Annotated in this window: 23 protein-coding genes; 11 read left to right on the top strand and 12 right to left on the bottom strand. The window is 66.7% G+C overall.

What is annotated here, in order from left to right; genetic code table 11:
• Positions 1 to 48: 48 nt before the first annotated feature.
• From ACQ260_RS12365 to ACQ260_RS12355, 3 genes are read right to left on the bottom strand one after another with little or no spacing between them, the layout of a single operon-like run.
• Positions 49 to 360 (bottom strand): PspC domain-containing protein, encoded by a 312-nt coding sequence (locus tag ACQ260_RS12365; RefSeq protein ID WP_432559759.1) that lies wholly within the window; start codon positions 358 to 360, stop codon positions 49 to 51.
• Positions 361 to 395: 35 nt separating this feature from the next.
• Positions 396 to 602: a hypothetical protein gene (locus tag ACQ260_RS12360; protein ID WP_432559758.1), complete on the bottom strand. Its 207-nt coding sequence runs from the start codon at positions 600 to 602 to the stop codon at positions 396 to 398.
• Positions 599 to 1,924: a PspC domain-containing protein gene (locus tag ACQ260_RS12355; RefSeq protein WP_432559757.1), complete on the bottom strand. Its 1,326-nt coding sequence runs from the start codon at positions 1,922 to 1,924 to the stop codon at positions 599 to 601. Before ACQ260_RS12355 ends, ACQ260_RS12360 begins: the two co-directional genes overlap by 4 nt.
• A gap of 149 nt (positions 1,925 to 2,073) precedes the next feature.
• On the opposite strand from ACQ260_RS12355, the gene ACQ260_RS12350 reads away from it, so the two are divergent.
• The gene (locus ACQ260_RS12350; protein ID WP_432559756.1) at positions 2,074 to 3,447 is read left to right on the top strand and encodes an ATP-binding protein; all 1,374 of its coding nucleotides are present in this window, start codon (positions 2,074 to 2,076) and stop codon (positions 3,445 to 3,447) included.
• On the top strand, positions 3,444 to 4,145 hold the full coding sequence (locus ACQ260_RS12345) for a response regulator (RefSeq protein ID WP_432559755.1): 702 nt from the start codon (positions 3,444 to 3,446) through the stop codon (positions 4,143 to 4,145). Before ACQ260_RS12350 ends, ACQ260_RS12345 begins: the two co-directional genes overlap by 4 nt.
• 82 nt (positions 4,146 to 4,227) lie before the next feature.
• On the opposite strand, the gene ACQ260_RS12340 is transcribed toward ACQ260_RS12345, so the two are convergent.
• Both ACQ260_RS12340 and ACQ260_RS12335 read right to left on the bottom strand, forming a co-directional pair.
• On the bottom strand, positions 4,228 to 4,506 hold the full coding sequence (locus ACQ260_RS12340) for a GlsB/YeaQ/YmgE family stress response membrane protein (RefSeq protein WP_432559754.1): 279 nt from the start codon (positions 4,504 to 4,506) through the stop codon (positions 4,228 to 4,230).
• A 577-nt stretch (positions 4,507 to 5,083) separates the two neighbouring features.
• Entirely contained in the window at positions 5,084 to 6,316 is a 1,233-nt protein-coding gene (locus ACQ260_RS12335; RefSeq protein WP_432559753.1) for a phospholipase D-like domain-containing protein, read from the bottom strand.
• Between the two features lie 88 nt (positions 6,317 to 6,404).
• On the opposite strand from ACQ260_RS12335, the gene pcrA reads away from it, so the two are divergent.
• Positions 6,405 to 8,816 (top strand): DNA helicase PcrA, encoded by a 2,412-nt coding sequence (gene pcrA, locus ACQ260_RS12330; protein ID WP_432559752.1) that lies wholly within the window; start codon positions 6,405 to 6,407, stop codon positions 8,814 to 8,816.
• Positions 8,817 to 8,919: 103 nt separating this feature from the next.
• Here the strand turns inward: pcrA and ACQ260_RS12325 are convergent, their stop codons facing one another.
• The gene (locus ACQ260_RS12325) at positions 8,920 to 10,071 is read right to left on the bottom strand and encodes a M23 family metallopeptidase (protein WP_432559751.1); all 1,152 of its coding nucleotides are present in this window, start codon (positions 10,069 to 10,071) and stop codon (positions 8,920 to 8,922) included.
• Between the two features lie 274 nt (positions 10,072 to 10,345).
• Between ACQ260_RS12325 and icmB the strand changes: the two genes are divergently transcribed.
• From icmB to sucD, 3 genes are all read left to right on the top strand, one after another.
• Entirely contained in the window at positions 10,346 to 10,765 is a 420-nt protein-coding gene (icmB, locus tag ACQ260_RS12320; RefSeq protein ID WP_432559750.1) for a coenzyme B12-dependent isobutyryl CoA mutase small subunit, read from the top strand.
• A 192-nt stretch (positions 10,766 to 10,957) separates the two neighbouring features.
• On the top strand, positions 10,958 to 12,139 hold the full coding sequence (sucC, locus tag ACQ260_RS12315) for an ADP-forming succinate--CoA ligase subunit beta (protein ID WP_432559940.1): 1,182 nt from the start codon (positions 10,958 to 10,960) through the stop codon (positions 12,137 to 12,139).
• A gap of 16 nt (positions 12,140 to 12,155) precedes the next feature.
• Positions 12,156 to 13,049 carry a succinate--CoA ligase subunit alpha gene (gene sucD, locus ACQ260_RS12310; RefSeq protein ID WP_432559749.1) on the top strand — a complete coding sequence of 298 codons (894 nt, stop codon included), beginning with the start codon at positions 12,156 to 12,158 and terminating at the stop codon, positions 13,047 to 13,049.
• Positions 13,050 to 13,147: 98 nt separating this feature from the next.
• Here the strand turns inward: sucD and ACQ260_RS12305 are convergent, their stop codons facing one another.
• Entirely contained in the window at positions 13,148 to 15,157 is a 2,010-nt protein-coding gene (locus tag ACQ260_RS12305) for a hypothetical protein (RefSeq protein ID WP_432559748.1), read from the bottom strand.
• A 124-nt stretch (positions 15,158 to 15,281) separates the two neighbouring features.
• On the opposite strand from ACQ260_RS12305, the gene ACQ260_RS12300 reads away from it, so the two are divergent.
• From ACQ260_RS12300 to ACQ260_RS12280, 5 genes are read left to right on the top strand one after another with little or no spacing between them, the layout of a single operon-like run.
• Entirely contained in the window at positions 15,282 to 16,652 is a 1,371-nt protein-coding gene (locus ACQ260_RS12300) for a cell division protein PerM (protein ID WP_432559747.1), read from the top strand.
• 10 nt (positions 16,653 to 16,662) lie between these two features.
• Positions 16,663 to 17,256 carry a phosphoribosylglycinamide formyltransferase gene (gene purN, locus ACQ260_RS12295; protein WP_432559746.1) on the top strand — a complete coding sequence of 198 codons (594 nt, stop codon included), beginning with the start codon at positions 16,663 to 16,665 and terminating at the stop codon, positions 17,254 to 17,256.
• 4 nt (positions 17,257 to 17,260) lie between these two features.
• The gene (gene purH, locus ACQ260_RS12290) at positions 17,261 to 18,820 is read left to right on the top strand and encodes a bifunctional phosphoribosylaminoimidazolecarboxamide formyltransferase/IMP cyclohydrolase (protein ID WP_432559745.1); all 1,560 of its coding nucleotides are present in this window, start codon (positions 17,261 to 17,263) and stop codon (positions 18,818 to 18,820) included.
• Positions 18,821 to 18,848: 28 nt separating this feature from the next.
• Positions 18,849 to 19,715, top strand: a complete 867-nt coding sequence (locus tag ACQ260_RS12285) for a bifunctional methylenetetrahydrofolate dehydrogenase/methenyltetrahydrofolate cyclohydrolase (protein WP_432559744.1) — start codon at positions 18,849 to 18,851, stop codon at positions 19,713 to 19,715.
• A 1-nt stretch (position 19,716) separates the two neighbouring features.
• Positions 19,717 to 20,025 (top strand): DUF3017 domain-containing protein, encoded by a 309-nt coding sequence (locus ACQ260_RS12280; RefSeq protein ID WP_432559743.1) that lies wholly within the window; start codon positions 19,717 to 19,719, stop codon positions 20,023 to 20,025.
• Between the two features lie 13 nt (positions 20,026 to 20,038).
• On the opposite strand, the gene ACQ260_RS12275 is transcribed toward ACQ260_RS12280, so the two are convergent.
• The 5 genes from ACQ260_RS12275 to ACQ260_RS12255 all read right to left on the bottom strand — a co-directional run bounded on the left by ACQ260_RS12275 (position 20,039) and on the right by ACQ260_RS12255 (position 26,061).
• Entirely contained in the window at positions 20,039 to 20,656 is a 618-nt protein-coding gene (locus ACQ260_RS12275; RefSeq protein ID WP_432559742.1) for a DUF4190 domain-containing protein, read from the bottom strand.
• A gap of 159 nt (positions 20,657 to 20,815) precedes the next feature.
• Positions 20,816 to 22,513 carry a 2-oxoglutarate dehydrogenase, E2 component, dihydrolipoamide succinyltransferase gene (sucB, locus tag ACQ260_RS12270; RefSeq protein ID WP_432559741.1) on the bottom strand — a complete coding sequence of 566 codons (1,698 nt, stop codon included), beginning with the start codon at positions 22,511 to 22,513 and terminating at the stop codon, positions 20,816 to 20,818.
• A gap of 65 nt (positions 22,514 to 22,578) precedes the next feature.
• On the bottom strand, positions 22,579 to 23,973 hold the full coding sequence (gene lpdA, locus ACQ260_RS12265; protein WP_432559740.1) for a dihydrolipoyl dehydrogenase: 1,395 nt from the start codon (positions 23,971 to 23,973) through the stop codon (positions 22,579 to 22,581).
• Positions 23,970 to 24,959 (bottom strand): alpha-ketoacid dehydrogenase subunit beta, encoded by a 990-nt coding sequence (locus ACQ260_RS12260; protein ID WP_432559739.1) that lies wholly within the window; start codon positions 24,957 to 24,959, stop codon positions 23,970 to 23,972. The genes lpdA and ACQ260_RS12260 overlap by 4 nt, the downstream gene beginning before the upstream one ends.
• Positions 24,949 to 26,061, bottom strand: a complete 1,113-nt coding sequence (locus ACQ260_RS12255) for a thiamine pyrophosphate-dependent dehydrogenase E1 component subunit alpha (RefSeq protein WP_432559738.1) — start codon at positions 26,059 to 26,061, stop codon at positions 24,949 to 24,951. The genes ACQ260_RS12260 and ACQ260_RS12255 overlap by 11 nt, the downstream gene beginning before the upstream one ends.
• Positions 26,062 to 26,098: the final 37 nt, after the last annotated feature.

Raw genomic sequence — 26,098 nt, 5'->3', positions numbered from 1 at the left:
GCGGGCCTAATAGACCTTTGGTCCGTCGGCCCTGCGCTAGTACGTGGATCAGCGCAGGTCCTCCGGGTTGTGGACACGGTTCTGCCCATAGGGCTGGCCGGCCTGCTTGTTGGCCTGCTGGGTGTTGTACCAATTCGTCGCCTTCTGGGTCCAGTCCCCGGCGATGGCCTTGCCACTGGCAGCAGGGATGAGAACCCAGGCGAGGATGTAGGCGATCGGGCCGACGCCGGTGAACAGCAGCACGATGGCCGCCGTGATGATGCGGACGATCGTCGCGTCGACACCGAGATATTCGGCCAGGCCGCCGCAGACGCCACCCAGCATCTTGTCGGTGGTGGACCGTTCGAGCTTCTTGTTCATGATGGTTCCTTTCGGATGGGGGTTCGGGTTTGGGGTCAGGTGCGTCGGGCCAAAACGAGTCCGATGATCCCGAGTGCGACGAGGAACACGGGTAACGCCACGTTCCACACGCGCGGGTCGAGGTTTCCGCCGAGGGCCGCATAGAGCGCGCCACCGGCGAAGCTGCAGAACAGGAGACCCACCACGAGCGAGAACCTGTCGACAGCCGGCCGCTGCGAGGCTGTGTGCTGTTTCTCCTTCATCGTTTCACCTCCAGTTGGCCCAGCCCGACGCGGGCCTCGATCGTCAGGGTCGGGCCGTTGGCCTGGGTTCCCTGGCTGATCGTGGTGTCACCGAGGTCGAAGCCATTGCCGACATAGAGACCCAGCACGTCGGCCTCGCCCACGTCGACGGCCCACACGACGCGGACGTTGGTGTCCGGCGGGACCACGATCGTCAGACGGCCGACATCGACCGCTGCGGCATAGGTGGCGTCACCATCGAGAAGCACCGCGGAGAGGTCTGCAACATGCTCACCGGCGTCGTGGGCCGTCACCCCTGCCGGCAGCTCGGCGACGGTCGAATAGGCGACGCTCGACTGGGGGGTCTCGGGGACCGGTGCGGCAGCACCACCGATCAGCACGGCGAGCAGCGCGCCCACCACGACGAGCCCCCGTGGCCTCGGGACCCAAGCGCCGATGATCATCGTGATCCCGACCGCCAGCAGCACCGCGGCCGGATAGGCGAAGAACGGCAGGTTCATGGACTGGTCGAGTGCGGCCACCGTGCCGATGCCGGCCAGCGCCAAGGCCCAGCCCACGAGCTGAAGCCGCCAGGTGCGTCGTCCGCGGCGCTTCCGCTGGGCCGCGACCACAGCGACCTTGTCAGGCTCGTGGGGCGACGGCGCTGCGGCGGGCTGCGGTTGCGCCGGGGGCTGCTGGGGAAGAGGCTGCTGCGGCGCCGGCGGCGGAGTGGGCTGATAGAGCCCGACCGGATCCGGATGCGCCAAATAGGCCTGGAGGGAATAGCCGGGGTCATGCTCGGTGGTCGGTGGTGACGGGTTGGCCGGTCCGGCCTGCTCCGCCAGATATTGCTGCATGCGCAGCTGCCAGGCGGCGGCGGCCTCCGTGAACGGCGTCTGCGCAGCGAACGGCCGGGCCGAGAGCTGAGGCGGTTCCGGTGTCCTCGGTGCGACGGCACGCCGCTGCTGTTCTGGCCGATACCACCCGAAATACCACACCGCACCGATCACCAATGCCGGGCCGATGCCGAAGGGTGCCACGTGCCCCACCAGGGCAGCGGCAACGATGCAGGCCACGACCAACAGCGCGATGCCGGCCTTCAGGCCGAGGCGGCGCACCCCCGGCACAATCGAGTCGATCGGAGCACGCTCGGCTCCCTCGGGCGGGACCACCGCCCAAGCAGCGGCATAGAGCACGAGCCCGATGCCACTCGACAGCGCGAGGAGCAGGGCGGCGACACGGACCAGCAGCGGGTCGACCCGCCATCGGTCGGCGAGCATGACGCACACACCGGCGACCTTGCGGTCGGTGACGCTGCGTCGCAGCTCGGTCAGGGGCTCCATGTCCACCATCCTCCCCGCATCGGTCAACCGACACCATCGGGGGAGACCCCGATTGGCGCCCGAGCCTCCGATTCGCCCCGGCGGATCAGGGGTTCACCAGGGAGGTCCCGGTTGGCCGGTGACCTGTCTCGTGTGAGGCTTGAAGCACCATGGCCGCTCCTGACGATTCCGACGTCGTCGGCAGCGCTGAACTCGATCAGCGGCTGCCGGCGCGCGTGGTCGTGCCTGCAGAAGCGGCGGAACCGCCGACACCCCCCGCCGATCGCCCGGCGAGCGCGGAGGACGACCAGCCGAAACGGGCGCGCGCCCACCGGATTCCTGAGGGTGCGTGGGTCGGCGGTGTCTGCACCGGCCTCGCGGACCACCTCGGCTGGCCGGTCATGGTCCTGCGCGTGGGGTTCGTCGCCCTGGCGCTGGTGCAGTTCGTGGGATTGGTGGTGTACGCGGTCCTGTGGCTCATCATGCCGGCGGCGCCGAAACCCGAGGCTGCACCCGGACTGGAGTCGCACGACCGCACGCAGATGCGCACCGTCGACAAGTCCCGCCGGGCCACCGATCTGGGCGCGGTCGCCGCGCTCGGCCTGCTCTCGGTCGGGTTGATCTGGCTCGTGCAGGCGAGCGGCATGGGCCTGTCGGCGAGGATCTTCTGGCCGATCGCGTTCGCGGGCGCCGGGGTCGCGTTGGTGTGGCGTACCGCCGACAACTCCGACGCCAACTGGCGGGAGGAAACCGCCGGGCCCGCGTGGCTGCGACCGTTCGTCGCCCGCGGACGCCTGCTTACCCTGGTGCGCACGATCCTCGGACTGGGGCTCGTCGGCGCCGCCGTCGGCATGGTCATCGCCTCCCAGGCCGGCCTGGCCGAATTGCCCCGGGTTCTGGGGATGACCGGTCTGGCGCTGGCGGGGACAGGCCTGGTGGTGGCCCCGTGGGCGTACCGGTCGCGCCAAGCCCTCCAACAGGCCCGCGAGGAGAAGGTGCGGGCCGATGAGCGTGCCGACATGGCCGCTCATCTCCACGACTCGGTCCTGCAGACTCTCGCGCTGATCCAGAAGCGTTCGGACGATCCGCGGACGGTCGCCACGCTGGCCCGGAAGCAGGAGCGGGAACTGCGGACCTATCTCTATGGCGACGTTCTCCGCGAGGAAACTCTCAAGGCGGCGCTGACCGCGGCGGCCGCGGAGGTGGATGACGAGCGGGGCGTGCCCGTCGAGGTCGTGTGCGTCGGTGACTGTGACCTGACCGAGGACCTCGCCGCCATGATCCGCGCCGCCCGTGAGGCGATGATGAACGCGGCCAAGCATTCGGGTGCCTCTCGGATCGACGTCTTTGCGGAGGTTGACGAGGGACTTGTCGAGATCTTCGTCCGGGATCGCGGAAAGGGTTTCGACCTCGACGAGATCGGGGATGATCGAATGGGTGTCAAGGGCAGCATCATCGGGCGCATGGAACGTCACGGCGGCACTGCCCGGATCCGTTCGTCCGCGGAGGACGGCACAGAAGTACGACTGGAGATGAAGAGATGACGACCGACCTGCCCCAGCCAGATTCGCTCGGCCCCGGAGAGACCGCCCCGTCCACCGACCGCCCCCTGCGTGTCGTGGTGGTCGATGACCACGCGATGTTCCGATCGGGTGTGAAAGCGGAGATCGGCCAAGCCGTGGAAGTCGTCGGGGAGGGCGAGGATGTCGCGACAGCGGTGGCGGCGATCAAGGGGAGTACGCCGGACGTCGTCCTCCTGGACGTCCATCTGCCGGGTGGCGGTGGCGGAGAGGTCATCAAGCAGGTGCACGCGACCATGCCCGATCTCCGCTTCCTTGCGCTGTCGGTGTCGGATGCGGCCGAGGATGTCATCGGGGTCATCCGCGCCGGTGCACGGGGTTATGTGACGAAGTCCATCAGCGCCGAGGAGTTGGTGGATGCCATTCGGCGCATCGCCGACGGCGACGCGGTGTTCTCACCGCGGCTGGCGGGCTTCGTTCTCGACGCGTTCTCCGATTCGATCGAGGTCGCTTCGATCGACGAGGACCTCGATCGGCTGTCGAACCGGGAGCGGGAGGTGCTGCGGTTGATCGCGCGGGGCTATGCGTACAAGGAGATCGCGCGCGAACTGTTCATCTCCATCAAGACCGTGGAGACCCACGTCTCGTCCGTGCTGCGGAAACTGCAGTTGTCCAACCGCCATCAGCTGACGCGGTGGGCGACGGACCGGCGTTTGGTGTGAACAGGTCGGGTTGCTTGGCAGCCCGGTGGAAAGCAAACAGCCGGCCCCCTTTCGGGGACGGGCTGTTCTGGTTGTCGAAGGGTCAGGCAGCGCGGCCCCTGCCCGAGGTGACCTTGCCATAGATGAAGAGGACGATCAGCGCGCCGATGACAGCTACGAGGAGCGTCCAGAAGAAGCCACCTTCAGGTGTGAACTGGAAGCCGTTGCCCATGAGCAGGTTGGTGATGAGGCCACCGGCGAAGGCGCCGATGATGCCCAGGATGATGGTGACGATGATGCCGCCACCCTGCTTGCCCGGCATGATGAACTTGGCGATTGCTCCGGCGAGGAGGCCGATAATGATCCAAAAGATAATGCCCATGTGATCAATTTAGCGGCAGCCTCTGAACAGATCGACGCTATGTCGACAATTTCGGGTAACGATTGGGCTGCGTGCGGCTCGCACAGGCATCCAGGACGGGAGCAGCAGGATGTTGCTGCCACGCAACCCGGCCACCTCTTGCCCCAACCGAGGGTCCACGCGGACGAACGCCCGGGGGTGGTGTCTTGCCCGTGGGGCGAGCCCATGCTGGCCCGGATTCGGGCCCCCTCCGTTCGGGGCGCTCTGCTCGGGTCCCTATCCCACGGTTGCCCTGAGGCCACGTTGCCCGGGTTTCGTCACTTTCCCCACTTACGTGGCTCCTTGCTCAGGTTCCAGTCTGGGCAAGGAGCTATGAACCTGGGGAACGTGACCGAACCCGGGCAACGTGCGAGGCGGGGCGTACTGAACCCGGGCAAGGAGCTCTATGAACCCGGGGGACGTGACCGAACCCGGGCAATGTGCGAGCGGGGCGTACTGAACCAGGGCAAGGAGCTCTATGAACCCGGGGGACGTGACCGAACCCGGGCAACGTGCGAGGCGGGGCGTACTGAACCCGGGCCAGGAGGGTGCTTACTGATCAAAGGAACGGGCTGAACGGCTTGAGGATCGCCTCGGAGAACTTGACCATGATGGGCCGCTGGACCCACTCGTCGAGGGTCAACTCCCGACAGTTGGTGAGGTCGAGCCGGAAGACCTCGGCCATCTTCTCCGCCATCTCATGGTCGGTGACCTCAAGGTTGATCTCATAGTTGCCGATGAGCGACAGCCGGTCGAGGTTGGCGGTGCCGACCGTGGACCACTGGTCGTCGATGACTGCGGTCTTCGCGTGCACCATGGCGCCCTGATAGAGGAACAAGCGTACGCCCCCCTCCAGCAGGCCGCGGTAGTAACCCCGCGACACCCAGTCGGCGACGATGTGGTTGGACCGCTCGGGAACGATGATCCGCACGTCCACCCCGCGCTGGGCCGCCCCGATGAGGACCCCGAGCAGATCGTCGTCGGGGATCAGATAGGCGTGGGTGAGCCAGACGCGCGCCTGGGCGCGGTCGATGGCGTCGAGGTACATGTACCGAATCGGATAGATCAGCTGCCGCGGCACGTTGCGGTGCACGCGGATGGGCGAGTCCCACGTGCGGTGCTTGGGGTCCTCCAGCTCGGGATGGCGGCGGTTGCCCCAGAGGTTCCAATAGTCGACGAAGGCGTTCTCCAGTTCGCCCACGGCCTCACCCGTCACGCGGACGTGCGTGTCGCGCCAGTCGGTGGCATAGAGCGATCCGATGTTGTAGCCACCGGTGAACGCCACCCGGCCGTCGACCACCATGAGCTTGCGGTGGTTCCGCCCGGAGTTGCGCGGATGCCAGAAGCCCCAGCCGCCCACGATGAGCGGATGGTGCTTGACGTGGATGCTGGGCGGGAAACGGAAGAACCGGCGCGGGACGACGAGGTTCGCAAACTCGTCGAAGACGACGTAGACGGCGACGCCGCGGTTGGCCGCCCGGATCAGCGCCCGCTTGAAAGAGCGACCGATGGGGTCGTTCTTCCAGATGAACGTCTCGAAATAGATCCGGTCGGACGCGTGGTCGATGACCCTGAGCATGTCGGTGTAGAGGTCCTGCCCATAGGTGTAGACCGTGATGTCCGAGTCGCCGGCCGTGACGGGCACGGGATCGGACTTGGGGAAGACGACCGGAGCGCGCTCCTTCTTGCGGCGGCTGTCGATGATGAGGAGCGTGATCGCTGTGGCCAGCTGCACTCCGAAGACGGCCAGAACGACACGGCGGACGATTCGCTTGATCTGGCGCCAGTACACGGGACCAATGTAGCCCTGCCGGCGAACCACGCCCGCCCCGCCGCGACCGCCGACAACTGTCGGGGCGGGAGCCTAAGGTGGAGCCCCTATGAGCGAGCACAACCACCAGCCCACCCTGACCGACGAGCCGGCGCCGAGACCGCGGAAACGCAGCCGCGCCAAGGAGTTGCTCGCGGGCCTCAACGACCCCCAGCGCGAGGCCGTGCTGCACCGGGGCTCGCCGTTGCTGGTGGTCGCCGGAGCAGGGTCCGGCAAGACCCGCGTGCTGACGCGTCGGATCGCGTATCTGGTGTCCGAGCGCGATGCGCATCCCGGGTCCATCCTCGCGATCACCTTCACCAACAAGGCGGCCGCCGAGATGCGACACCGGGTGGCCGAGATCATCGGCAACCGCGCGCGCATCATGTGGGTCTCGACGTTCCACTCGGCCTGTGTGCGGATCCTCCGCGCGGAGATCCACCGTTTCGGTTATGCCCGCCAGTTCTCGATCTATGACGACGCCGACGCCAAGCGCCTCATGCAGCTGGTGTGTTCGGAGCTCGGGCTCGACCCCAAGAAGCATCCGGTCCGCCAGGTGCTCAACTGGGTCAGCAACTGCAAGAACGATCTGGTCGACCATGAGGCAGCCCGTTCCCGGGCGGCAGCCGGGCAGGAACTCTATCCGGAAGCCTATGCGAATTATCAGCGCCGTCTCCGCGCCGCCAATGCGCTCGACTTCGACGACCTCATCATGCTCACCGTGCATCTTTTCCAGGCCTTCCCGGAGGTGTGGGAGCACTATCGGCGCCGGTTCCGACACGTGCTCGTGGATGAATACCAGGACACGAACCACGCCCAATATGTGCTGATCCGTGAGCTCTGTGGCGTACGCGAGGGGGAGTTGGCGGCAGACGAGATCGATCCGCCCGAGCTCATGGTGGTCGGCGATTCCGACCAGTCGATCTATGCGTTCCGTGGGGCGACGATTCGCAACATCCTGGACTTCGCGACCGATTTCCCGGGCGCGCGGACGGTCATGCTGGAGCAGAACTATCGCTCGACACAGACCGTGCTGTCTGCGGCCAACGCCGTGATCTCCCACAACGAGGGGAGGCCCGCCAAGAACTTGTGGTCGGCTGCCGGGGACGGCGACCGGGTGGTGGGATATGTCGCGGACACCGAGCACGACGAAGCCCAGTTCGTCGCCGGCGAGATTCAGGATCTGGCTGCGGCAGGGACGAGCACCTATGCGGATACCGCGGTGTTCTATCGCACGAACGCGCAGTCCCGGGCGTTCGAAGAGGTGTTCATCCGGCGAGGCGTGCCTTACAAGGTCGTCGGGGGCGTCCGGTTCTATGAGCGCAAGGAGGTCCGCGACGTGATCGCCTATCTGCGGGCGATCGTCAACCGTGCCGATGACGTCTCGGTGCGCCGCATCCTCAACGTGCCCAAGCGGGGAATCGGTGACCGGGCCGAGGCGGCGATCGAGGCCTTCGCCCAGCGCGAGAGCATCAGTTTCGGGGATGCCCTCCGGCGGGCGTCGGAGTCGGGTCTCGCAGCAGCCTCCGTGCGTCGACTCCAGGCGTTCGCGGACATGATGGACGAGCATGAGGAGTTGGTGGCGGGGGGTACGCCGGCTCACGAGGTGGTTGCGTCGATCCTGGGCGCCTCCGGCTATCTGGCGGAGCTCGAAGCCTCCAACGACCCGCAGGACCAGACGCGCGTGGAGAATCTGGCCGAATTCCTCGCGGTCGCCGAGGAGTTCGTCACATCGGCGTCGGCGGTGTCACTCGACGAGACCGAGCCGGGCTTCGACCTGGCGACCGAGGACGGGCTGCTCGGCGCACCTGAACCCGATCCGTCGTTGGCGGCCTTCCTGGAGCGGATCGCCCTGGTGTCGGACGCGGACCAACTGGGGTCGGCCGGGCAGGCAACGGACGGGGCGGAGTCGCAGTCGGTCGGGGTGGTGACGCTGATGACTCTGCACACCGCCAAAGGATTGGAGTTCGACACCGTGTTCCTCACCGGTTGTGAGGACGGGATCCTGCCCCACCAGCGCACGGTGACCGACCTCGACCAGCTCGCCGAGGAACGACGTCTCACCTACGTGGGCATCACCCGAGCCCGCAAACGGCTCTATCTGAGCCGGGCGGTGAGTCGGTCGGCGTGGGGTGCGCCGCAACACAATCCGCCGAGCCGCTTTCTCGCCGAGATCCCCGACCGGCTGCTGGACTGGCGACGGCTGGGTTCGGCGCAGACGACCTGGCGCAATACCAGCGCCACCGCGCGCTATCGAGAACGCAACAAGCGCGACGGGTTCGGCACTCGGATCGACACGGTGCCCGTGAAACGGGATGTCCCCGAGCTGACGGTGGGGGATCGGGTGCTCCACAACGCGTTCGGTCTCGGGTCGGTGGTGGCTCTCCACGGATCGGGTGCGAAGGCACTGGCCGACGTGGACTTCGGATCGGGTGGCGTGCGGCGGTTGGCCCTGCAGTTCGCGCCGCTGGAGAAGCTCTGAGTGGACCAGCCGCCATGCCCCGTGCGCGGGCATGGAAAGGGCCCCCGCCGGATTCGGCAGGGGCCCTTTTCTGTCGTTCAGGCAGCCATGGCGGCTGGGGGTGTCACATGCGCACGCCCTGGGTCAGCAGCCACCGATAGGGATCGGAGGTCGAGTAAGGATTCGAGGTCGAGGCGCCGACCGGATAGTACTCAAGATGCAGGTGCGGGCCGAAGGTCCGGCCGGTCATGCCGACATAGCCGATGACCTGTCCGGCGGTGACCTGCTGGCCGGGGCGCACGGTGGTGGACGCCATGTGCGCATAGAGCGTCGAGCCGTTGCTGTGCTGGACGATCACGTGGACACCGGCCCAGCCCCCCGCATTCGGGGAGACCACGACGCCATTGGCAGCCGCGCGGATCGGGGTGCCGATCGGGGCGCCCAGGTCCTGACCGGTGTGATAGCGCGACCAAGCGCCGACAGCACCCCAGCGGGCGCCCACGGTGTAACGACCGGCGGGCAGCGGCGACGCAGCGCCGCCGGAGGAGATGGATGCGGCGTCAACCGGTGCCGACGCCGGGGCGCCGGGCTGCTGGGCAGCGGCCGCATTGTTCGGGGTGGTTGCCTGCAGGGTGCCGCCGATGGCCTCCTGCTGCTGCTGGGCGCGGAGTGCTTCCTCGGCCTTGCGGCGCTCCTCGGCCAGCCGGTCCTGCTCACGCTGGGTGGCGGCGGCAGCATTCTGCAGGTTGGAGCTGCGGGCCTCGTCGAGGGCCTCGCCGGAGGTCTCGGTCGCCTTTTCGCCGGTGGCTTCGAGGGAGGCTCCTCGCTCCTTGGCGATCTGGTCGGCAACCGCGCGGTCGATCTCGTTGCGCACCGCGTTGCGGCTGACGCCGTCAGCGCTGCGGCCGAAGGTGTCCAACTGGCCCTCGCTGGCGGCCTGTTCCTGGGCGTTGCGGACCTCGTTGATGACGGCCTGCTCCTCAGCGATCCGCTTCGACTCTTCGGCGGGGACGGCCTGGGAGTAGTCCTGGCTGCCCTGCACCGCCGCGCTCGTCTTGGTCACTTCGGTGGCCTGGGCGGAGGCGGTCAGCGCGACAGATCCTGCAACAGCCAGTCCGAGACCAGAGATGGCCAACGCGGCGAGACCGTGGGCGACCAAGCCCTTGACGCTCAGGTCTTCGTCGATGGTGGCGCTGTTGCCAGCCAGGACGTCGGTGGTGTCTTCGACGCCCAGGGCCCGCCGGGCCTTGGCCTTGCCGAACAAGCGCTTCGACACGTGTGAACTCCTATGACTGCGATCCGGCGGTCCTCTGCGGAATCGCCTTATTGAAGATAACGGATAGGTAACCGGCGCTCAAGCTGAGTGCGGCTTTGCACCTGAAGCCTTCTCAGGTAGTTCGTTACATGTTTAGGATCGCAAACTTCCGCCCCAGTCTCACGCCTTGTGCCATCTCGTGGAACCCCGTGGACACCGGGATTTCGCGCGGTGCGGATCGGCTATAGTCAGCCGATTCCTCTCAGGGAGGGTGTCCACAGGTAGGCTGGTGAGGGTGGAGAGCACCTCGGTTCCGATTCGTGTGGTTGTCGCCAAGCCAGGTTTGGACGGGCATGACCGTGGCGTCAAGGTTGTGGCGCGAGCGCTGCGTGACGCGGGCATGGAGGTGATCTACACCGGCCTCCACCAGACTCCCGAGCAAATCGTGCAGACGGCCTTGGCTGAGGACGCAGACGCGGTCGGGCTTTCGGTGTTGTCGGGGGCTCACATGACCCTGTTCGCCCGCGTGATCGAACTCTTGGCCGAAGCGGACGCCTCGGACATCGTCGTGTTCGGTGGCGGCATCATTCCCGATGATGATCGGCAACCGCTCGCAGATCTCGGCGTGGCCCAAGTGTTCACTCCCGGAGCGACAATGGCCGAGATCGTCGAGTGGACCCGGGCCCATGTGAAACCGTCCTCCGCGCTGGCCTGATTTCCCAGCCGCCGCAGCGTTTCTGCTTCGTCCGGATCCAGTGCTTTTTCGGTGTTCTCATTCAGGGTCCGCTACTGTCACGTCGTGGGCGCAAGCGTCGCGCCTGTGCGCCCACCCGGGGCGTACGCCCGCTGGGCGGGCATGGAGAACCGTCGGGCTTCCGGCGGACACGCAACCAAGGATGGAGCCGTCGTGGATCTCTACGAATACCAGGCGCGCGACCTTTTCGAGTCGCACGGCGTCCCGGTGCTCCGGGGCATCACAGTCACTACCGCTGAGGAAGCCGGCGCAGCCGCCGAGCAGCTCGGCACCCCCGTCGTGGTCGTCAAAGCGCAAGTCAAGACCGGTGGGCGCGGCAAGGCGGGTGGCGTGAAGATCGCCAAGAGCCCGGCGGAAGCCGCAGAAAAGGCCGGGGAGATCCTCGGCATGGACATCAAGGGTCACACCGTGCGCCGGGTAATGATCGCCGAAGGCGCCGACATCGCCGAGGAATATTACTTCTCGCTCCTGCTCGATCGGGCCAACCGCTCCTATCTGGCCATGTGCTCGGTCGAGGGCGGCATGGACATCGAGCAGCTCGCCGAGGAGCGCCCGGAGGCGTTGGCCAAGGTCGAGGTGGACCCGTTGGTCGGCATCGATCGGGCCAAGGCCGACGAGATCGTGGCCGCTGCGAACTTCCAGGAGGCCGACCGCGATCAGATCGCCGAGGTCCTCGTGAAGCTCGGCGAGGTCTATCAGGCCGAGGACGCCACCTTGGTCGAGGTCAACCCGCTGGTGAAAACCGGCGAGGGAAAAATCGTCGCGCTCGATGGCAAGGTCACCCTTGACGACAACGCCAGCTTCCGGCAGTCGCATCACGCCGCACTGCAGGACATCGCTGCTACCGACCGGCTCGAGGTCATCGCCCAGGAGCGCGGTCTGAACTACGTGAAGCTCGACGGCAACGTCGGCATCATCGGCAACGGCGCGGGTCTGGTGATGTCGACCCTCGACGTCGTCGCGTATGCGGGGGAGGAGTTCCCGAGCAAGCCCTCCCCGGCCAACTTCCTGGACATCGGCGGCGGAGCCAACGCTGAAGTGATGGCCGCGGGCCTGGACGTCATTTTCGAAGACGAACAGGTCAAGGCCGTCCTGGTCAACGTGTTCGGCGGCATTACCGCCTGTGACGCGGTCGCCAACGGCATCGTGCAGGCCTATTCGATCCTCAGCGACCACGGCAAGCACCCGAAGCCCCTCGTGGTTCGCCTCGACGGCAATAACGCCGATCTGGGTCGCCAGATCCTCGACGACGCCAACCTGCCCAAGCTCGAGCGGGTGGACACCATGGACGGTGCAGCCCGCCGGGTTGCCGAACTGGCCGACCAGGCCAAGTGAAAGGGACGACGACAAGATGGCAATCTTTCTGAACGCTGACTCCAAGATCATCGTCCAGGGCATGACCGGCTCGGAGGGCATGAAGCACACGACCCGCATGCTCGCGTCCGGCAGCAACGTGGTGGGCGGTGTGAATCCGCGGAAGGCGGGGGAGCAGGTCGACTTTCCCGACGGAGTCCAGGTGCCCGTCTTCGGCACCGTCAAGGAAGCCATGAATGCCACCGGCGCGAATGTGTCGGTCGTCTTCGTGCCCGCGAAGTTCACCAAGGCAGCCGTGGTCGAGGCGATCGAGGCCGAGATGCCGTTGGTGGTCTGCATCACCGAGGGCGTCGCGGTCAAGGACACCACGGAGTTCTTCTCCCTCACCAAGGGGAGCAAGACGCGCCTCATCGGCCCGAACTGCCCCGGCATCATTTCTCCGGGACAGTCCAACGCCGGCATCATTCCGGCGGATATCGCGCCCACCCCCGGTCGCATCGGCCTGGTGTCCAAGTCCGGCACGCTGACTTATCAGATGATGTATGAACTGCGGGACTTCGGTTTCTCGACCGCGGTCGGCATCGGTGGCGACCCGGTGATCGGCACCACGCACATCGACTGCCTGCAGGCGTTCCAGGACGACCCGGACACCGATGCGATCGTCATGATCGGTGAGATCGGGGGCGACGCCGAGGAACGCGCGGCGGCGTACATCCAGGCCAACGTCACCAAGCCGGTCGTCGGCTATGTGGCCGGTTTCACTGCGCCCGAAGGCAAGACGATGGGCCATGCCGGCGCGATCGTCTCGGGCTCGTCCGGCACCGCCGCAGCGAAGCAGGAGGCGCTCGAGGCCGCGGGCGTGAAGGTCGGCAAGACTCCGTCGGAGACGGCCGCGCTGATGCGGGAGATCATGGAGTCACTCGCCAATTGATGATTGCGGGTTGCCCATCTCAGGGGTGACCCAAGCAGCTGGACTGAAAAACCCCGGACGATGGTGTCCGGGGTTTTTCATGTGTCTCGAGATCGCGCTCATTCCACCTGGGTGATGCGCTCGCCCGCGCGGAGGTTCACTCCGATCCAGGCATCGTCAGTGAAGTCGAACGTCTCGGTCGGGTTCGACCGCAGATAGACCAGCTTGTTGCCGGCGCTGAAGATGCCGACCCGGTATTTCTGCGTCTGGGCCTGATCGACCTTGGAATCCACGATGTACCAATGGCCCCGGATTTCCACTCCGTCCTGGCCGGGCGTGATCAGCGGTGCTTCCTTCACCATCTGGGAGGTCAGCGTGCGGGTGTTGCAACTCGTGATGTTGCCATTGATGCGCCCGACCAGTTCGCTGGCCTCCTCGGGCGAGCCCAGGGTGAGCACCACCTGGTCGATGCCGAACTGCGGCGGGGCGGCAGCGTCGTTGCGCAGCAGATAGGTGCGCTGCTGCCGCGTGACGCCCGTGCCGCCGATCGAGGCGAAGTCGATGGCCTCGCAGCTGGAGCCGTCCTGCACGTCAACCCGCGTGGCCGGGGGGTTGCCGCGCCACGTCCCGACGCCCGGGCTGACACGGGGGATGTCTCCGGAGGTCAGGAAGCCCGGCTGTTCACCGCCGGCCGGCGGCACGCCGATCTCCACGGAGGTGGTGGGCGCGGTGCACAGCCCGACTGCAGGGCCGCACTGGCGGTTGATGGACTCGCCCAGCGCGGTCACCTGGGCCTCCATGTCCGCCGGCTCGTCCACGCGAGCGACGTCGAGCAGGTTCACGACCTTGCCGGTGCGCACGAGCAGGACCGAGTGATATTCCGGCTTGTTGTCGTGGAGCACGAGCCGCACGCCCAGGGCTTGATCGCCGAGGCCGGTCACGTCCAGCCCCTTCTCGACATAGAGGGGTGTGTCGGTGCAGGAGCCGAGCTCAGCGCTGCGGAACTCGAAGACCTTCTGAGCCTCCTCGTTCGTCGCGTACGCATCAGCGCGGTGCAGGGCGCCTGTGCGGTCGGTGCCGCTGGCGGTCAGGCCGCGCAGTTGGGTGATCTCCGGGATCGGCTGGTCGGCAGCCAGCGGGCCGATGCAGGCGATGCCGGGTGACGAATCGTTCACCCCGGCCTGATCCAGCGTCTGGGTCCAGGTTCTGCTCGGATCGATAAGCGTGGCCATCTCGCGGTTGAGCATCATCTCGGCGCTGAGCACCGGGCCCGGAGTCGTCTGCTCATCGGGCGCGGCGTTGCCGGCCATGTCGGTGTCCCTGGTGAACCACCACAGGACGGTGCTGACGATCAGCGCGACAATGGCCACGACAGCGACCCCAGCCACGGCAAGAGCCACAACGTTCCGGCCGCCGAGTGGGCCCCGTTCGTCAGGCGCGGCATCCGCCTTGCGGCCGAAGCGTTTGGGTCGCGCAGCCGCGCGTTTCCCGGTGGTGGTCTCCTCGTCGGGCGTCCTGCGCCGCTTCTGGGAGCGGGTTTTTGACTCCGGCTCATGCTCCGATTTCGGCGCGAACGGGTTGTCGGGACGGGTCAGGGGCTCGCCGTCACCGCTTCCTGCAGCTGCTGCTGACGTGTCTGCCGCGGACGACTCATCAGCTGTCGCGTCGTGCGCTGCGGCCGCGGACGAAGTCGCCCGTGGCGGGGTCGATGACGAAGCGGCGGGGCGGAAGTCCGGCACCACCTCGCGCGGGCCGTCCTCGATCGGCTTGGGGGCGGTCGGTCGGCTGCCTGCACCGCTCGGTGCCTGAGGCGGTTCGTTCGTTGCCTTGGGGGTGGTCCCGGTCAGCGGGCGGGCCACGATCGAGGGGCCCTCCTCCCGCCGCCCGGTCGGCGTCTGGTGGCCCGGTGTGGGCGTGCCCTTGATCGTGGAGTCGTCGTCGGATCCGACGTTCAGGTGCTCGGCGTCGCTCGGTGTGGGCGCGGAATCTTCCGCCGCGGAATCGGACCAGCCCTGACGGGGGCGAGCACTAGGCTGCTCGCTGTCGACGGCTTTCGGTTCAGGGAGACCGTCCTCCGGGGCGGAGTCCGCGTCCCGCCGAGAGCGATCGTCGTTCGCGTCGTTGGTCAAGCTCACTCCTCCCAAGGATCTGGGCGCGCACCGCGCGCCTCAGATGTCACAGAGGCCAAATCTAGCTCGCCAGCGCGTGTCCGGCGATCCTGCGTCCCGACTTTCGGTGAGGATGCTCAGAGATATGTCCAGTGATTTCAGGCGACGCACCCGCAATCGGCTCAGGTTGAAGGTACGCACGGCCGGCGCGGTTCCGGATTCCGGCACTGAACCCCCTCGGCCGGGTTCTCGGTTGCCGGCTTGGGCCGCGGCGATCCTGACCGGTGCCGGCGCAGGTGTCGCCGGCTGGCTCATCGTCTGTCTGGTCGTGGTCATCAACTGGTTGACCAGCCTGTCGGGAGACATCGGCCCGGTGTTCGGGGCCGCGACCCAGATCTGGCTCCTCGCCCACGGCGGCGGCTTGAGCATCGGAGGCGTCCGGTGGACGCTGATTCCGTTGGGGCTTACCGCACTGATTCTGCTCGTCGCCGTCGGGTTGATCTCGGGACTCGTGCATCGAGCCGTCAGCGCGGACTCCTTGAGTCGGCGCACCGTGCTGCGACTGTTGGCACTGGTCGGGGCGGGCTATGTGGTTGTCGTCGGCGGTGCGGCCGCCGCTTTCGGTTCGTGGGAACAAACGGCCCGAGCGGTGTCGGGAGCGGTCGCCCTTGTCGTTGTGGCCGCCCTCTGGGGAGCAGGTCGGGTTGTCGATCTTGGGCTGGTTCGGTTGCTGCCCGAGTGGGCGCGCCCCGTGCCCGCAGCCGCGGTTGCTGCGGTCTGGACGGTGCTCGCCGGCGGTGCTGCGGTCCTGGCCACCGGCATCGTGATGCATCGCGAACGGATCACGGCGATTGCCGACGGGCTCGGCGCTGACCCGGGCAGCACCGCCCAGTTGGTCCTGGCCCAAGCGGCGTTCTGGCCGAATCTGCTCATCTGGGCGGGTGCTTGGGCGCTGGGTGCGGGTTTCACGCTCGGCGACGGCACCGTCGTTTCGCCCCCCGCCACCGATGTCGGACTTGTCCCGTCCATCCCCGTGCTCGGCGCGATGCCGGTGGAGCCCGGCGGGAACTGGATGCTCGCGTGGCTGCTGATCGGAGTCGTGGCCGGTGCGCTGGCCGGCTGGGTCGTCCTCCGACGGCGCTCCGGAGCGCGGCTGGACGAGACTGCCGGGGTCAGCTTTCTGGCCGGACTGGCGGCGCTCATTGCCGTGACTCTGCTGTCGCTGGTCGCCCGCGGCGATCTGGGTGTGGCCCGACTGACCGGCCTCGGTCCGCGCATTCCCGAGCTGCTGTTGCTGGCGGGACCGCTGCTGACCCTCCCTGCGGTGACGGTCGGGCTGATCGGTGGCTTGGTCCGGCAGGTGCGGGGCAACAGGTCCGATCAAGTGGATGGCGAGGACGGCGAGCCGCCAGAGGATCCCGTCGCCGAACCCACGCGAGTCCTCGAAACCTCGCGTGTCAACCCGGCGGTGTCTGCCATGGACGATGACGAACCCACGATTATCACGGGGCGATAGAGTCGAATCCGTGACTTGTCGGGTGGTCGTTCTGGTGTCCGGTTCAGGGACCCTGCTGGCGGCACTGCTGGAGGCGATCGACGCCGGCGAGGTGCCGGCCGCAGTCGTGGCCGTCGGCGCCGACAGGACTGGGATCGAGGGCTTGGCGCGAGCCGAGCGTCGCGGCATCCCCACATTCAGCCACCCTTATGTCAAAGGCAGTGATCGTGCGGTCTGGGACGCGGAACTGACGCGTCGCGTGGCCGAGCACGACCCGGACCTGGTGGTTTCCGCCGGTTTCATGAAGCTCGTCGGGGGCACCTTTCTTGCCCGCTTCGGCGGTCGCATGATCAACACCCACCCGGCGCTCCTGCCGGCCTTTCCGGGGATGCACGGACCGCGTGACGCCCTCGCGGCAGGGGTGAAGGTCACCGGAGCCACGGTGTTCCAGGTGGATGCGGGTGTGGACACCGGGCGGATTCTGGCCCAAGAGGCCGTGCGGGTGCTGCCTGACGACACCGTGGAGTCCCTGCACGAACGCATCAAGGTGGTCGAACGACGACTCCTGATCGATACCGTCACTGATTTCGCGTCGAACCTGCGCGAGCAACCTGAGGAGAACTGACCCCATGTCCGACCGTCTGCCCATCAAGCGCGCGCTGGTCTCCACCTACGACAAGACTGGACTCGAGGACCTCGGTCGAGCGCTCACGGAAGCCGGTGTCGAGGTTGTGTCGACCGGCTCCACGGCGAAGCGGCTGGCGGACGCGGGTGTGCCCGTCACACCGGTTGATCAGGTCACCGGTTTCCCGGAGTGCCTCGATGGCCGCGTCAAGACGCTGCATCCGATGGTGCATGCCGGGATCCTGGCGGACCGCCGTCTCGAGACCCACCGGGACCAACTGACAGAGCTGGGCGTGACTCCGTTCGATCTGGTCGTCGTGAACCTCTATCCGTTCTCGGAGACTGTCGCCTCCGGCGCGACGCCGGACGAGTGCGTCGAGCAGATCGATATCGGCGGGCCGACGATGGTGCGCGCGGCGGCCAAGAACCACCCCAGCGTGGCAATCGTCACGTCCCCCGACCAGTACGCACGACTCGGCAACGCGCTCACCGAGGGTGGGTTCACCCTGGCGGAGCGTCAGCAATTGGCTGCTTCGGCGTTCCAGCACACGGCGGAATACGACATCGCTGTGGCCTCTTGGATGGGGTCGGTGTTGACCGACAGCTCGGACGGCGACGGCTATCCGGCCTGGTTGGGTGCGGCCTGGCGGAAGCAGGGCACTCTGCGCTACGGCGAGAACGCCCACCAGCCGGCGGCCATCTATTCCTATCCGCCGGGTCCGGCCGGCATCACCCAGGCCGAGCAGGTGCACGGCAAGGAAATGAGCTTCAACAACTACACGGACGGCGAAGCCGCCTATCGGGCGGCCTACGACTTCGACGAGCCCTGCGTCGCGATCATCAAGCATGCGAATCCCTGCGGCGTCGCCGTCGGCGCCGATATCGCCGAAGCCCACGCCAAGGCACACGCCTGTGACCCGCTGTCGGCATTCGGCGGCGTCATCGCCACGAACCGCCCGGTGAGCGTCGCGATGGCGGAGACTGTCAAGGACATCTTCACCGAGGTCCTGATTGCGCCCGCCTTCGAGGACGGCGCGCTGGAGATCCTGACGGCCAAGAAGAACATCCGATTGCTGACCGCGCCTGCGTACACGCATCGCGGTCGCAATCTGCACCCCATCTCGGGAGGGGCGCTGCTGCAGGCCCCCGACCGGATTGATGCCGAGGGCGACGATCCGGCCAACTGGACGATTGCCGCTGGCGATGCGGCCGACGCGGCCACGTTGGCGGACCTCGAGTTCGCCTGGCGCGCCTGCCGTGCGGTCAAATCCAACGCGATCCTTCTCGCCAGCGCCGGCGCATCGGTGGGTGTCGGGATGGGGCAGGTCAACCGCGTCGACTCCTGCAGGCTCGCCGTGTCACGGGCGGGGGAGCGAGCCGCCGGCTCGGTGGCTGCCTCGGACGCCTTCTTCCCGTTCTCCGACGGGCCCCAGATCCTCATCGATGCAGGTGTCAAGGCGATCGTCCAGCCGGGTGGCTCGGTTCGTGACGAGGACACCGTCGCCGCCTGCCAGGAAGCAGGAGTCACCCTCTATTTCACCGGGACCCGACACTTCTTCCACTGATCCACCGCGGCACATCGAAAGGAACTCCATGACCGCGCAGAGGCTGGACGGCAAGGCCACAGCGGCCGCCATCAAGGCCGAGTTGACCGCCCGAGTGACGACCTTGCGTGAGCGCCACGGGATCATTCCCGGTCTGGGCACCGTGCTCGTCGGCGACGATCCCGGCAGCCACATCTACGTGAACGGAAAGCACCGGGATTGCGAGCAGGTGGGGATCGCCTCGATCAGGGTGGACCTGCCCGGCGACACGAGTCCCGCCCGGCTCCGCGAGGAACTGCTGGCCCTGAACGAGAATCCTGACTGCACGGGATACATCGTGCAACTGCCACTGCCGAAGCACTTGGATGAGAACGAAGCACTCACGCTGATCCAGCCCGACAAGGACGCTGATGGTCTGGCGCCGATGAGTCTCGGAAAACTGGTTCTGGGCGACCCCGGACCGTTGCCCTGCACACCCCGCGGCATCGTCGAACTGCTGCGGCGGCACGGAGTGGAACTCGACGGCGCCGAGGTGTGCGTCGTCGGGCGTGGCACAACGGTCGGGCGACCTCTCGGACTGCTGCTGACTCGACGGTCGGAGAACTCGACGGTTACCCTCTGCCATACCGGAACACGTGATCTGGCCGCGCACACACGGGCAGCTGACATCGTGGTGGGTGCGGCCGGAGTGCCCGGACTGATCACGGCGGACATGATCAAACCCGGGGCTGCGCTCGTCGATGTTGGCATCACACGGGACGCCGCCGGGCAACAGGTGGGGGACTTCGCGCCGGAGGTCTGGGAGAAGGCCGGCTGGGTCACTCCCAACCCCGGAGGGGTCGGTCCGATGACGCGCGCGATGCTGCTGGAGAACGTGGTTGAACGGGCTGAAAGTCTCGCGGCCCATAGTGGCTGAAATGGAGCCGGACAACACCGGCAGCTTCAAGGCCATCGCTCGGGCCAAGGCGTCGTCGTTGACGCAGTGGCCGTTGCTGCTGGTGCTCGGTTTGGTGGCCATCTGCTTGGTCTTGGTCGTGCTGGGCTATTGGCGCCGTGGCACGGCGCTGATGGGAGCGGCCCTCTGCCTCGCGGCTGGTCTCCGGGCGCTCCTGCCCCGGGACGTCGCGGGGTTGTTGCAGGTGCGGGGAAGGGCGTTCGATGTCACGTTCCTGCTCGGGTGTGGAGTCGGGATCATCGTGCTCGCGATGAACGTTCCCGCCCCCTGAGCCGAGCGCGGGCTCAGGCGAAGAACAGGCCCATCAGCCACATGAGCATCACCAGCGTGCCCAGCGCACTGGTGATGATGCCGGCGATCGCCATGCCACGTCCACCGAGTCCCGCTTGGGCCTCAATCTGCTTCAGCGCGGCTATGCCAAGCCCCAATCCGATCGGTCCGGTGACTCCGCCGCAGAACATGGAAACGATGCCGAGGACGAGGGAGGGAACGGCGAACGGAGCATTCTGCGCAGGGCGAGGGAACGCGTTGGCGCCTGTTGCGTAAGGGCCCTGATAGGGCTGGTATGGCTGAACGGACTGGCCGGGATAGCCGCCGGTGCCGGCCTGATAGCCCCGGAACGCTGAGTAGGCCTCGTCCTGCTGCGGATCCCCATAGGTCGAGGCGTAGGGGTAGGTCGGGAAGTCCGGGTCCTGGCGCAGAGGATCGGCGCTGCGTTCCGGTTGCCAGGGCGGATCAGAAGCCGACGGGCCGCTCGCGGGCTCGTCCCCGGCCCCTGGGGACCAGTCGGGCGGTTCGGTCCCCGAGGAGGCACTGAACGGCGGTTCCTGGCCCGCTGGCGTCCTGCCGTCCGCCCAGGTCTCGAACCGATTGTTCGGGTCCGGCTCGTGTTGTCCCGTCATGGATCCCTTCCATCTCTGGCATCCGCTTGTCGCCTGCGCCTATCGCGCTGGCCGTCACAGGTTTCGACCCTAGCGCGCAATGCCAAAGGGCCGGTCCCCCTGAAGGAGAACCGGCCCTCTGGCCGTGCTGCACCGTCTCAGCCGATGCAGCGGCGGAAATCAGCCACCGAGCTCGGCGTCCCAGTCGCGGGTCTGCAGAATGTTCCGCAGCTCCAACAGGAACATCGAAGCGGTCGACCCGTCGAAGGCACGGTGGTCATAGACCATGCCGATGATGCCCACGGAGTGGATCGCGATGGTGTCGCCGATGGCAACGGGCTTGCGCGCAACCCCGTCGGTGCACAGGATCGCCACGTTCGGCTGGTTGATGATCGGCGCCGACGCGTAGCTCTGGAACGGACCGACGTTGGTGATGGTGAAGGTGGAGCCCTTCATCTCGTCGATCCCGAGCTGGCCGTTTCGACCCTTCTCAGCCTGCTTCTTGATGTTGATGCCGATGCCCTTGAGGTTGAGCTGATCAGCGTCCTTGACCACCGGGACGATGAGGCCCTTCTGGTCCAGGTCGACAGCAATACCCAGGTTCACATAGGGATGGAAGGTCTGGGTCTTGTTCGGGACGTCGATGCTGGAGTTCACGGCCGGGAACTTCAGCAAAGCCTCACAGGCGGCCTTGGACACGAACGTGAGGTAGGACAGCGAAGCCCCAGTTGCCTTGCGATAGGCATCCTTGTGCTTGCGCCGTGCGATCTCGACGTTCTCGTAGTCCACCTCGATCGAGGTCCAGACCTGCGGAGAGATCTGGAGGGACTGCACCATGCCAGCAGCGACGGCCAGACGCATCTTGGACAGCGTCTGGATCTCGTCACGCTCGTCCGGGACCCCGGGAACCGCAGGAACGGCCTGCGGGCCCATCCCTGCTGCGGGCGCCTGAGCTGCGGGCGCAGCTGCAGGAGCAGCAGCCGGAGCCGCTCCGGTCGGAGCGGACGGGGTGACGCCGGGAGCGGCCGCACCCTGGGCCGGACGCTTCTCGATCGCGGCCTGGATGTCCTCTCGGCGGATCCGACCACCCGCACCGGTGCCGGTGACAGTGCCCAGATCGATGCCGTTCTCGGCAGCCAACCGGCGAACGATGGGGGAGTAGTTCTTGCCGGCAGCCGCGGCCGGGGTGGCCGAGGATGCAGAGCTTGTGGGCTGAGCTGCCGGGCCGGAGGCCGGCGTGGCCGGTGCGACCGCGCCCGAGCCGCTCGGAGTTGCGCCGGGCTCACCGATGCGGGCGACAACAGTGCCGACCGGGACGGTTTCGCCGGCCTGGACCAGGATCTCCAGCAGCACTCCGTCATAGGGGCTGGGGATTTCCGAGTCGACCTTGTCGGTCGAGACCTCGAACAGAGGGTCATCGAACTCGATGGTGTCCCCGGCATTCTTGAGCCACGAGCCGATGGTGCCCTCGGTGACGGTCTCACCGAGCTTGGGCATCGTCAGATCGTGGACGACGCCTGCGCCCTCGGCCATGGCCGACTGGCCGGCCTGCGGGTCGTCGGCCGCTGCAGTTGATTCGGTTGCCTCGGCAGCCGGAGCGTCGGCTGCGGGGGCAGCGCCCGGGGTGGACCCGGGCGGGCCGATCCGGACGACGTCGGTGCCGACCGGCACGGTCTCGCCGGCCTGAACGTAGATCTCGAGAATGACCCCGTCATAGGGGCTGGGAATTTCCGAGTCGACCTTGTCGGTCGAGACCTCGAACAACGGGTCGTCGAATTCGACGGTGTCACCCACGTTCTTCAGCCACGAGCCGATCGTGCCCTCGGTGACGGTCTCACCGAGCTTGGGCATTGTCACGACCCAGGTTTCGTCTGCCATTGATCGTCTCCTGTGTTGGCGCCCGGCCCGCAACCGTGCGGGCCGGGCGTGGTGTATCGCGTGGGTTAGTTGTGCAAGGAACGGCCGGAGAAGGTGATCACGGTCTCGCCGATGTTCTCCGCCAGGGTCGGGTGGGCATGGATCAGGTGGCCGAGGTCCTCCGGGGTGGCTTCCCAGTTGACCGCGTAGTAGCCGCCGTTCATCAGTTCCGAAGCCCACGGACCGGCGATATGGAAGCCGATGATCGGACCGTTCTTCTCGGCGATGATCTTGACCATGCCCTCGGTCTCGCCAACGATCATGGACCGACCATTGCCGGGCCAGCCGTGCTTCTTGACCTCATAGTCGATGCCGGCTTCCTTGGCCTGCTCCTCGCTCATTCCGGACCAAGCGATCTCCGGGTGCGCGTACACGATGTTCGGCACCTTGCCGTAGTCCACCGGCACCGGATTCTCACCCAGGATGTGCTTGACAGCGACGATGGCCTCCGCGTACGCCACATGGGCGAGCCCCGGGGTGTTCACGACATCGCCGATGGCGTAGACGTTCGACTTGGAGGTCTGCATCGTGTCGGTGTTCACCTCGACGAAACCACGCTCGTCGAGCTTCACGCCGGCCTCTTCGAAGCCCTGATCCTCCGACAGCGGACGACGGCCCACTGCCACGAGCACCTGCTCGACCTCGATGGACTCCTGCTTGCCGCCCTTCTCGTAAGGCACGGTAACGGTGTTGCCGTTGTCCTTGAGCTGGCCGACCTTGGCTCCGCCGATGGCTTTCAGACCGCGCTTCTTGAGGCTCTTGGCGACCGTGTCCGCGACTTCGCGGTCGGTGCCGAGCGGCAGAATCGGGTCGTCCATGAACTCCAGCAGGGTGGTCTCGACGCCCATGTCGATGTAGACGGACGCGAACTCGACACCGATGACGCCGCCGCCGATGACCGCAATGGACTTGGGCAGGGACTCCCAGGTCGAGTTGGTGGCTTCATCGGAGGTGATGACCCGCGGACCCGGCTCCATGCCCGGGAACCACTTGGGCACCGAACCCGACACGATGATCGTGTTCTTCGAGTCGATGGTCTGGCCGTCGACGACGATCTTGCCGTCGGCGTTCATCGTGCCCTTGCCACGGAAGATGTCGACCTTGCGCTTCTTGATCAGGCCCTCGAGGCCGCGAACCAGCTGGTTGACGACCGTGCCCTTGCGCTTGTTGACGGCCGGCCAGTCGATCTTCGTCTCGCCCTTGGGCAGTTCGAAGCCGAACTGGTTGGCATGACCAACCGCCCGATAGACCTCGGCTGCCTGGAGCAGACCCTTGGCCGGGATGCAACCACGGTTGAGGCAGGTGCCGCCGAAGATGTCTTTCTCGACGATGGCGACCTTGAGCCCAGCCGATGCCGCATACAGAGCCGAGGCGTAGCCGCCAGGGCCTCCGCCAAGGACGCAGATGTCGTACTGAGTCATGCCTTGGCCACCTTCCGGATGGTCTCAACGATCTGAGCCGGCTGCGGAATCACCGCGTCCTCCAGCGGGGGGCTGGTCGGAGTCGGGGTGTTCAGTGCCGCGATCCGCTCGACCGGCTGATCCAGATACCAGAACGCCTCCTTCTGGATGACCGAAGCAATCTCGGCACCCATTCCGAGGAACTCGGCGGCCTCGTGCAGGACGACGGCGCGGGAGGTCTTCTTGACCGACTCGACGACCGTCTCGGTGTCGAGCGGCTTGATGGTGCGCAGGTCGACGACCTCCACCGAGATGCCGTCCTTGGCGAGCTCCTCCGCAGCCTCGACGGCCTGATGGACACCGGCGGAATAGGTGATCACCGAGATATCCGTGCCCTGCGTGACCACATTCGCCTTGCCCAATTCGATCGGGTCGAGCGACAGCGGGCCGGGGGTGGTCAGACGCCGGTACAGATATTTGTTCTCGAAGAACATCACCGGGTTGTTGTCGCGGATCGACGAGATCAACAGACCGGCTGCATCGGCTGCAGTGCCGGGCATGACGATCTTCAGGCCGGGCACGTGGGCGAAATAGGACTCCATGCTCTGCGAGTGGGTGGGGCCCGCCCGCAGTCGGCCACCGAACGGTGCCCGCATGGTCAGCGGCATCGGATCGCCGGTTCGCCAGTGGTGGCGCGCGATCGTGTTGATGATCGGGTCGAAGGCGCAGGAGATGAAGTCCGCGAACTGGAACTCGACCATCGGACGCAAGCCGACCAGCGCCGCGCCCGCCGCCAGACCGGCCATGCCGGTCTCGGCGATCGGTGAGTCGATGATCCGCTTGGGCCCGAACTTCTCCAGGAAGCCCTTGGTCACCTTGAAGGGGCCGCCAAAGGCGCCGACGTCCTCGCCGATGATGAAGAAATCTTCATCCCGCTCGAGCTCGTGATCAAGCGCGGCACTGATCGCCTCAAGGTAGGTGTAGGAGGTTTTCTCTTCAGTTGGCATAGACACCTTCCTCGATGTTGCTGGGGTCGGGCATCGGAGCGGATACCGCGATCTTGCGGGCTGCGATCGCCCACTTGCGGGCATCTTCGCGAGCCGCTGTGGCCTCTTCGTCGGTGATGATCTTCGCGTCGAGGAGACGCTTCTCGAAGAGTTCGACCGGGTCCCTCTTGCCCCACTCCTCGATGAGGGCCGGATCCACATAGTCGGCAGAGTCATGCTCGGCGTGCCCGTGCATGCGCATGGTGACTGCCTCGACGAGGGTGGGCCCACCGCCGGCGCGGGCGCGGTCAACGGCTTCCTTCATGGCGTCATAGACAGCCACCACGTCGGTGCCGTCACACTTGATGCCGGGGATGCCATAGGCGACAGCCTTGATCGCGAAGCTCGACGAATGGGTCTGCATCGACAGCTTGGTCCCCATTGCGATCTGGTTGTTCTGAACCTGGAACACGATCGGCAGCTGCATCGCACCAGCGATGTTCACGGCCTCGTGGAAATCGGCGCGCGACGTGGAGCCGTCACCACAGATCGCGACCGCCACCCGGTCGTCGCCGCGGTATTTCGCCGCGAACGCCATTCCGGTCGCCACCGGGTAGTTCGCCGGAATGTGGCTGGGCGGGTTGTAGGTGTTGAGGTCGAGACGGCCGTAGTGCAGGGTGCCGTCGCGCCCACCGGTGGGAGCGATCGCCTTGCCCATGAAGGAGCCCATGATCTCCTCCGGCGGCATGCCGCGCATGAGGTGCGCACCCACGTCGCGGTGCAGCGGCGCGAAGTAATCCTCGGGCGTCATCGCGGCCATGGTGCCGACGCTGATGGCCTCGTGCCAGTTGCCCGAGTAATAGGAGCCGAGAAGATCGCCAGCACGATACATCGAGTGCATGCGGTCCTCGAAAGCGCGTGCGCGGACGACGCCCTCGTAGAGCTTCTTCAAGAACTCCGGATCTCGCCCATCGAGCGACGCCGGCGGATTGCCGCTGGTGTCGGTGATATCCAGTGCTGCCAAGACCTCCGGTGCGAGATCCTTGGCGACCGGCGGAGCCAGGGTGGGCGACGAAGTCGCCTCCTTCTCCGGGGGCGTGCTCGTTCGTTTCCGGGTTGCCATGGGCACCCTCCTCCCCTGTGCGGAACTTTTTGTGTCG

Origin of the sequence: Ammonicoccus luteus (assembly GCF_050880385.1) — a bacterium.
In the GTDB taxonomy this organism is placed as follows: Bacteria; Actinomycetota; Actinomycetes; order Propionibacteriales; family Propionibacteriaceae; genus Enemella.
This window is presented reverse-complemented; position numbering and strand designations above follow the sequence as displayed.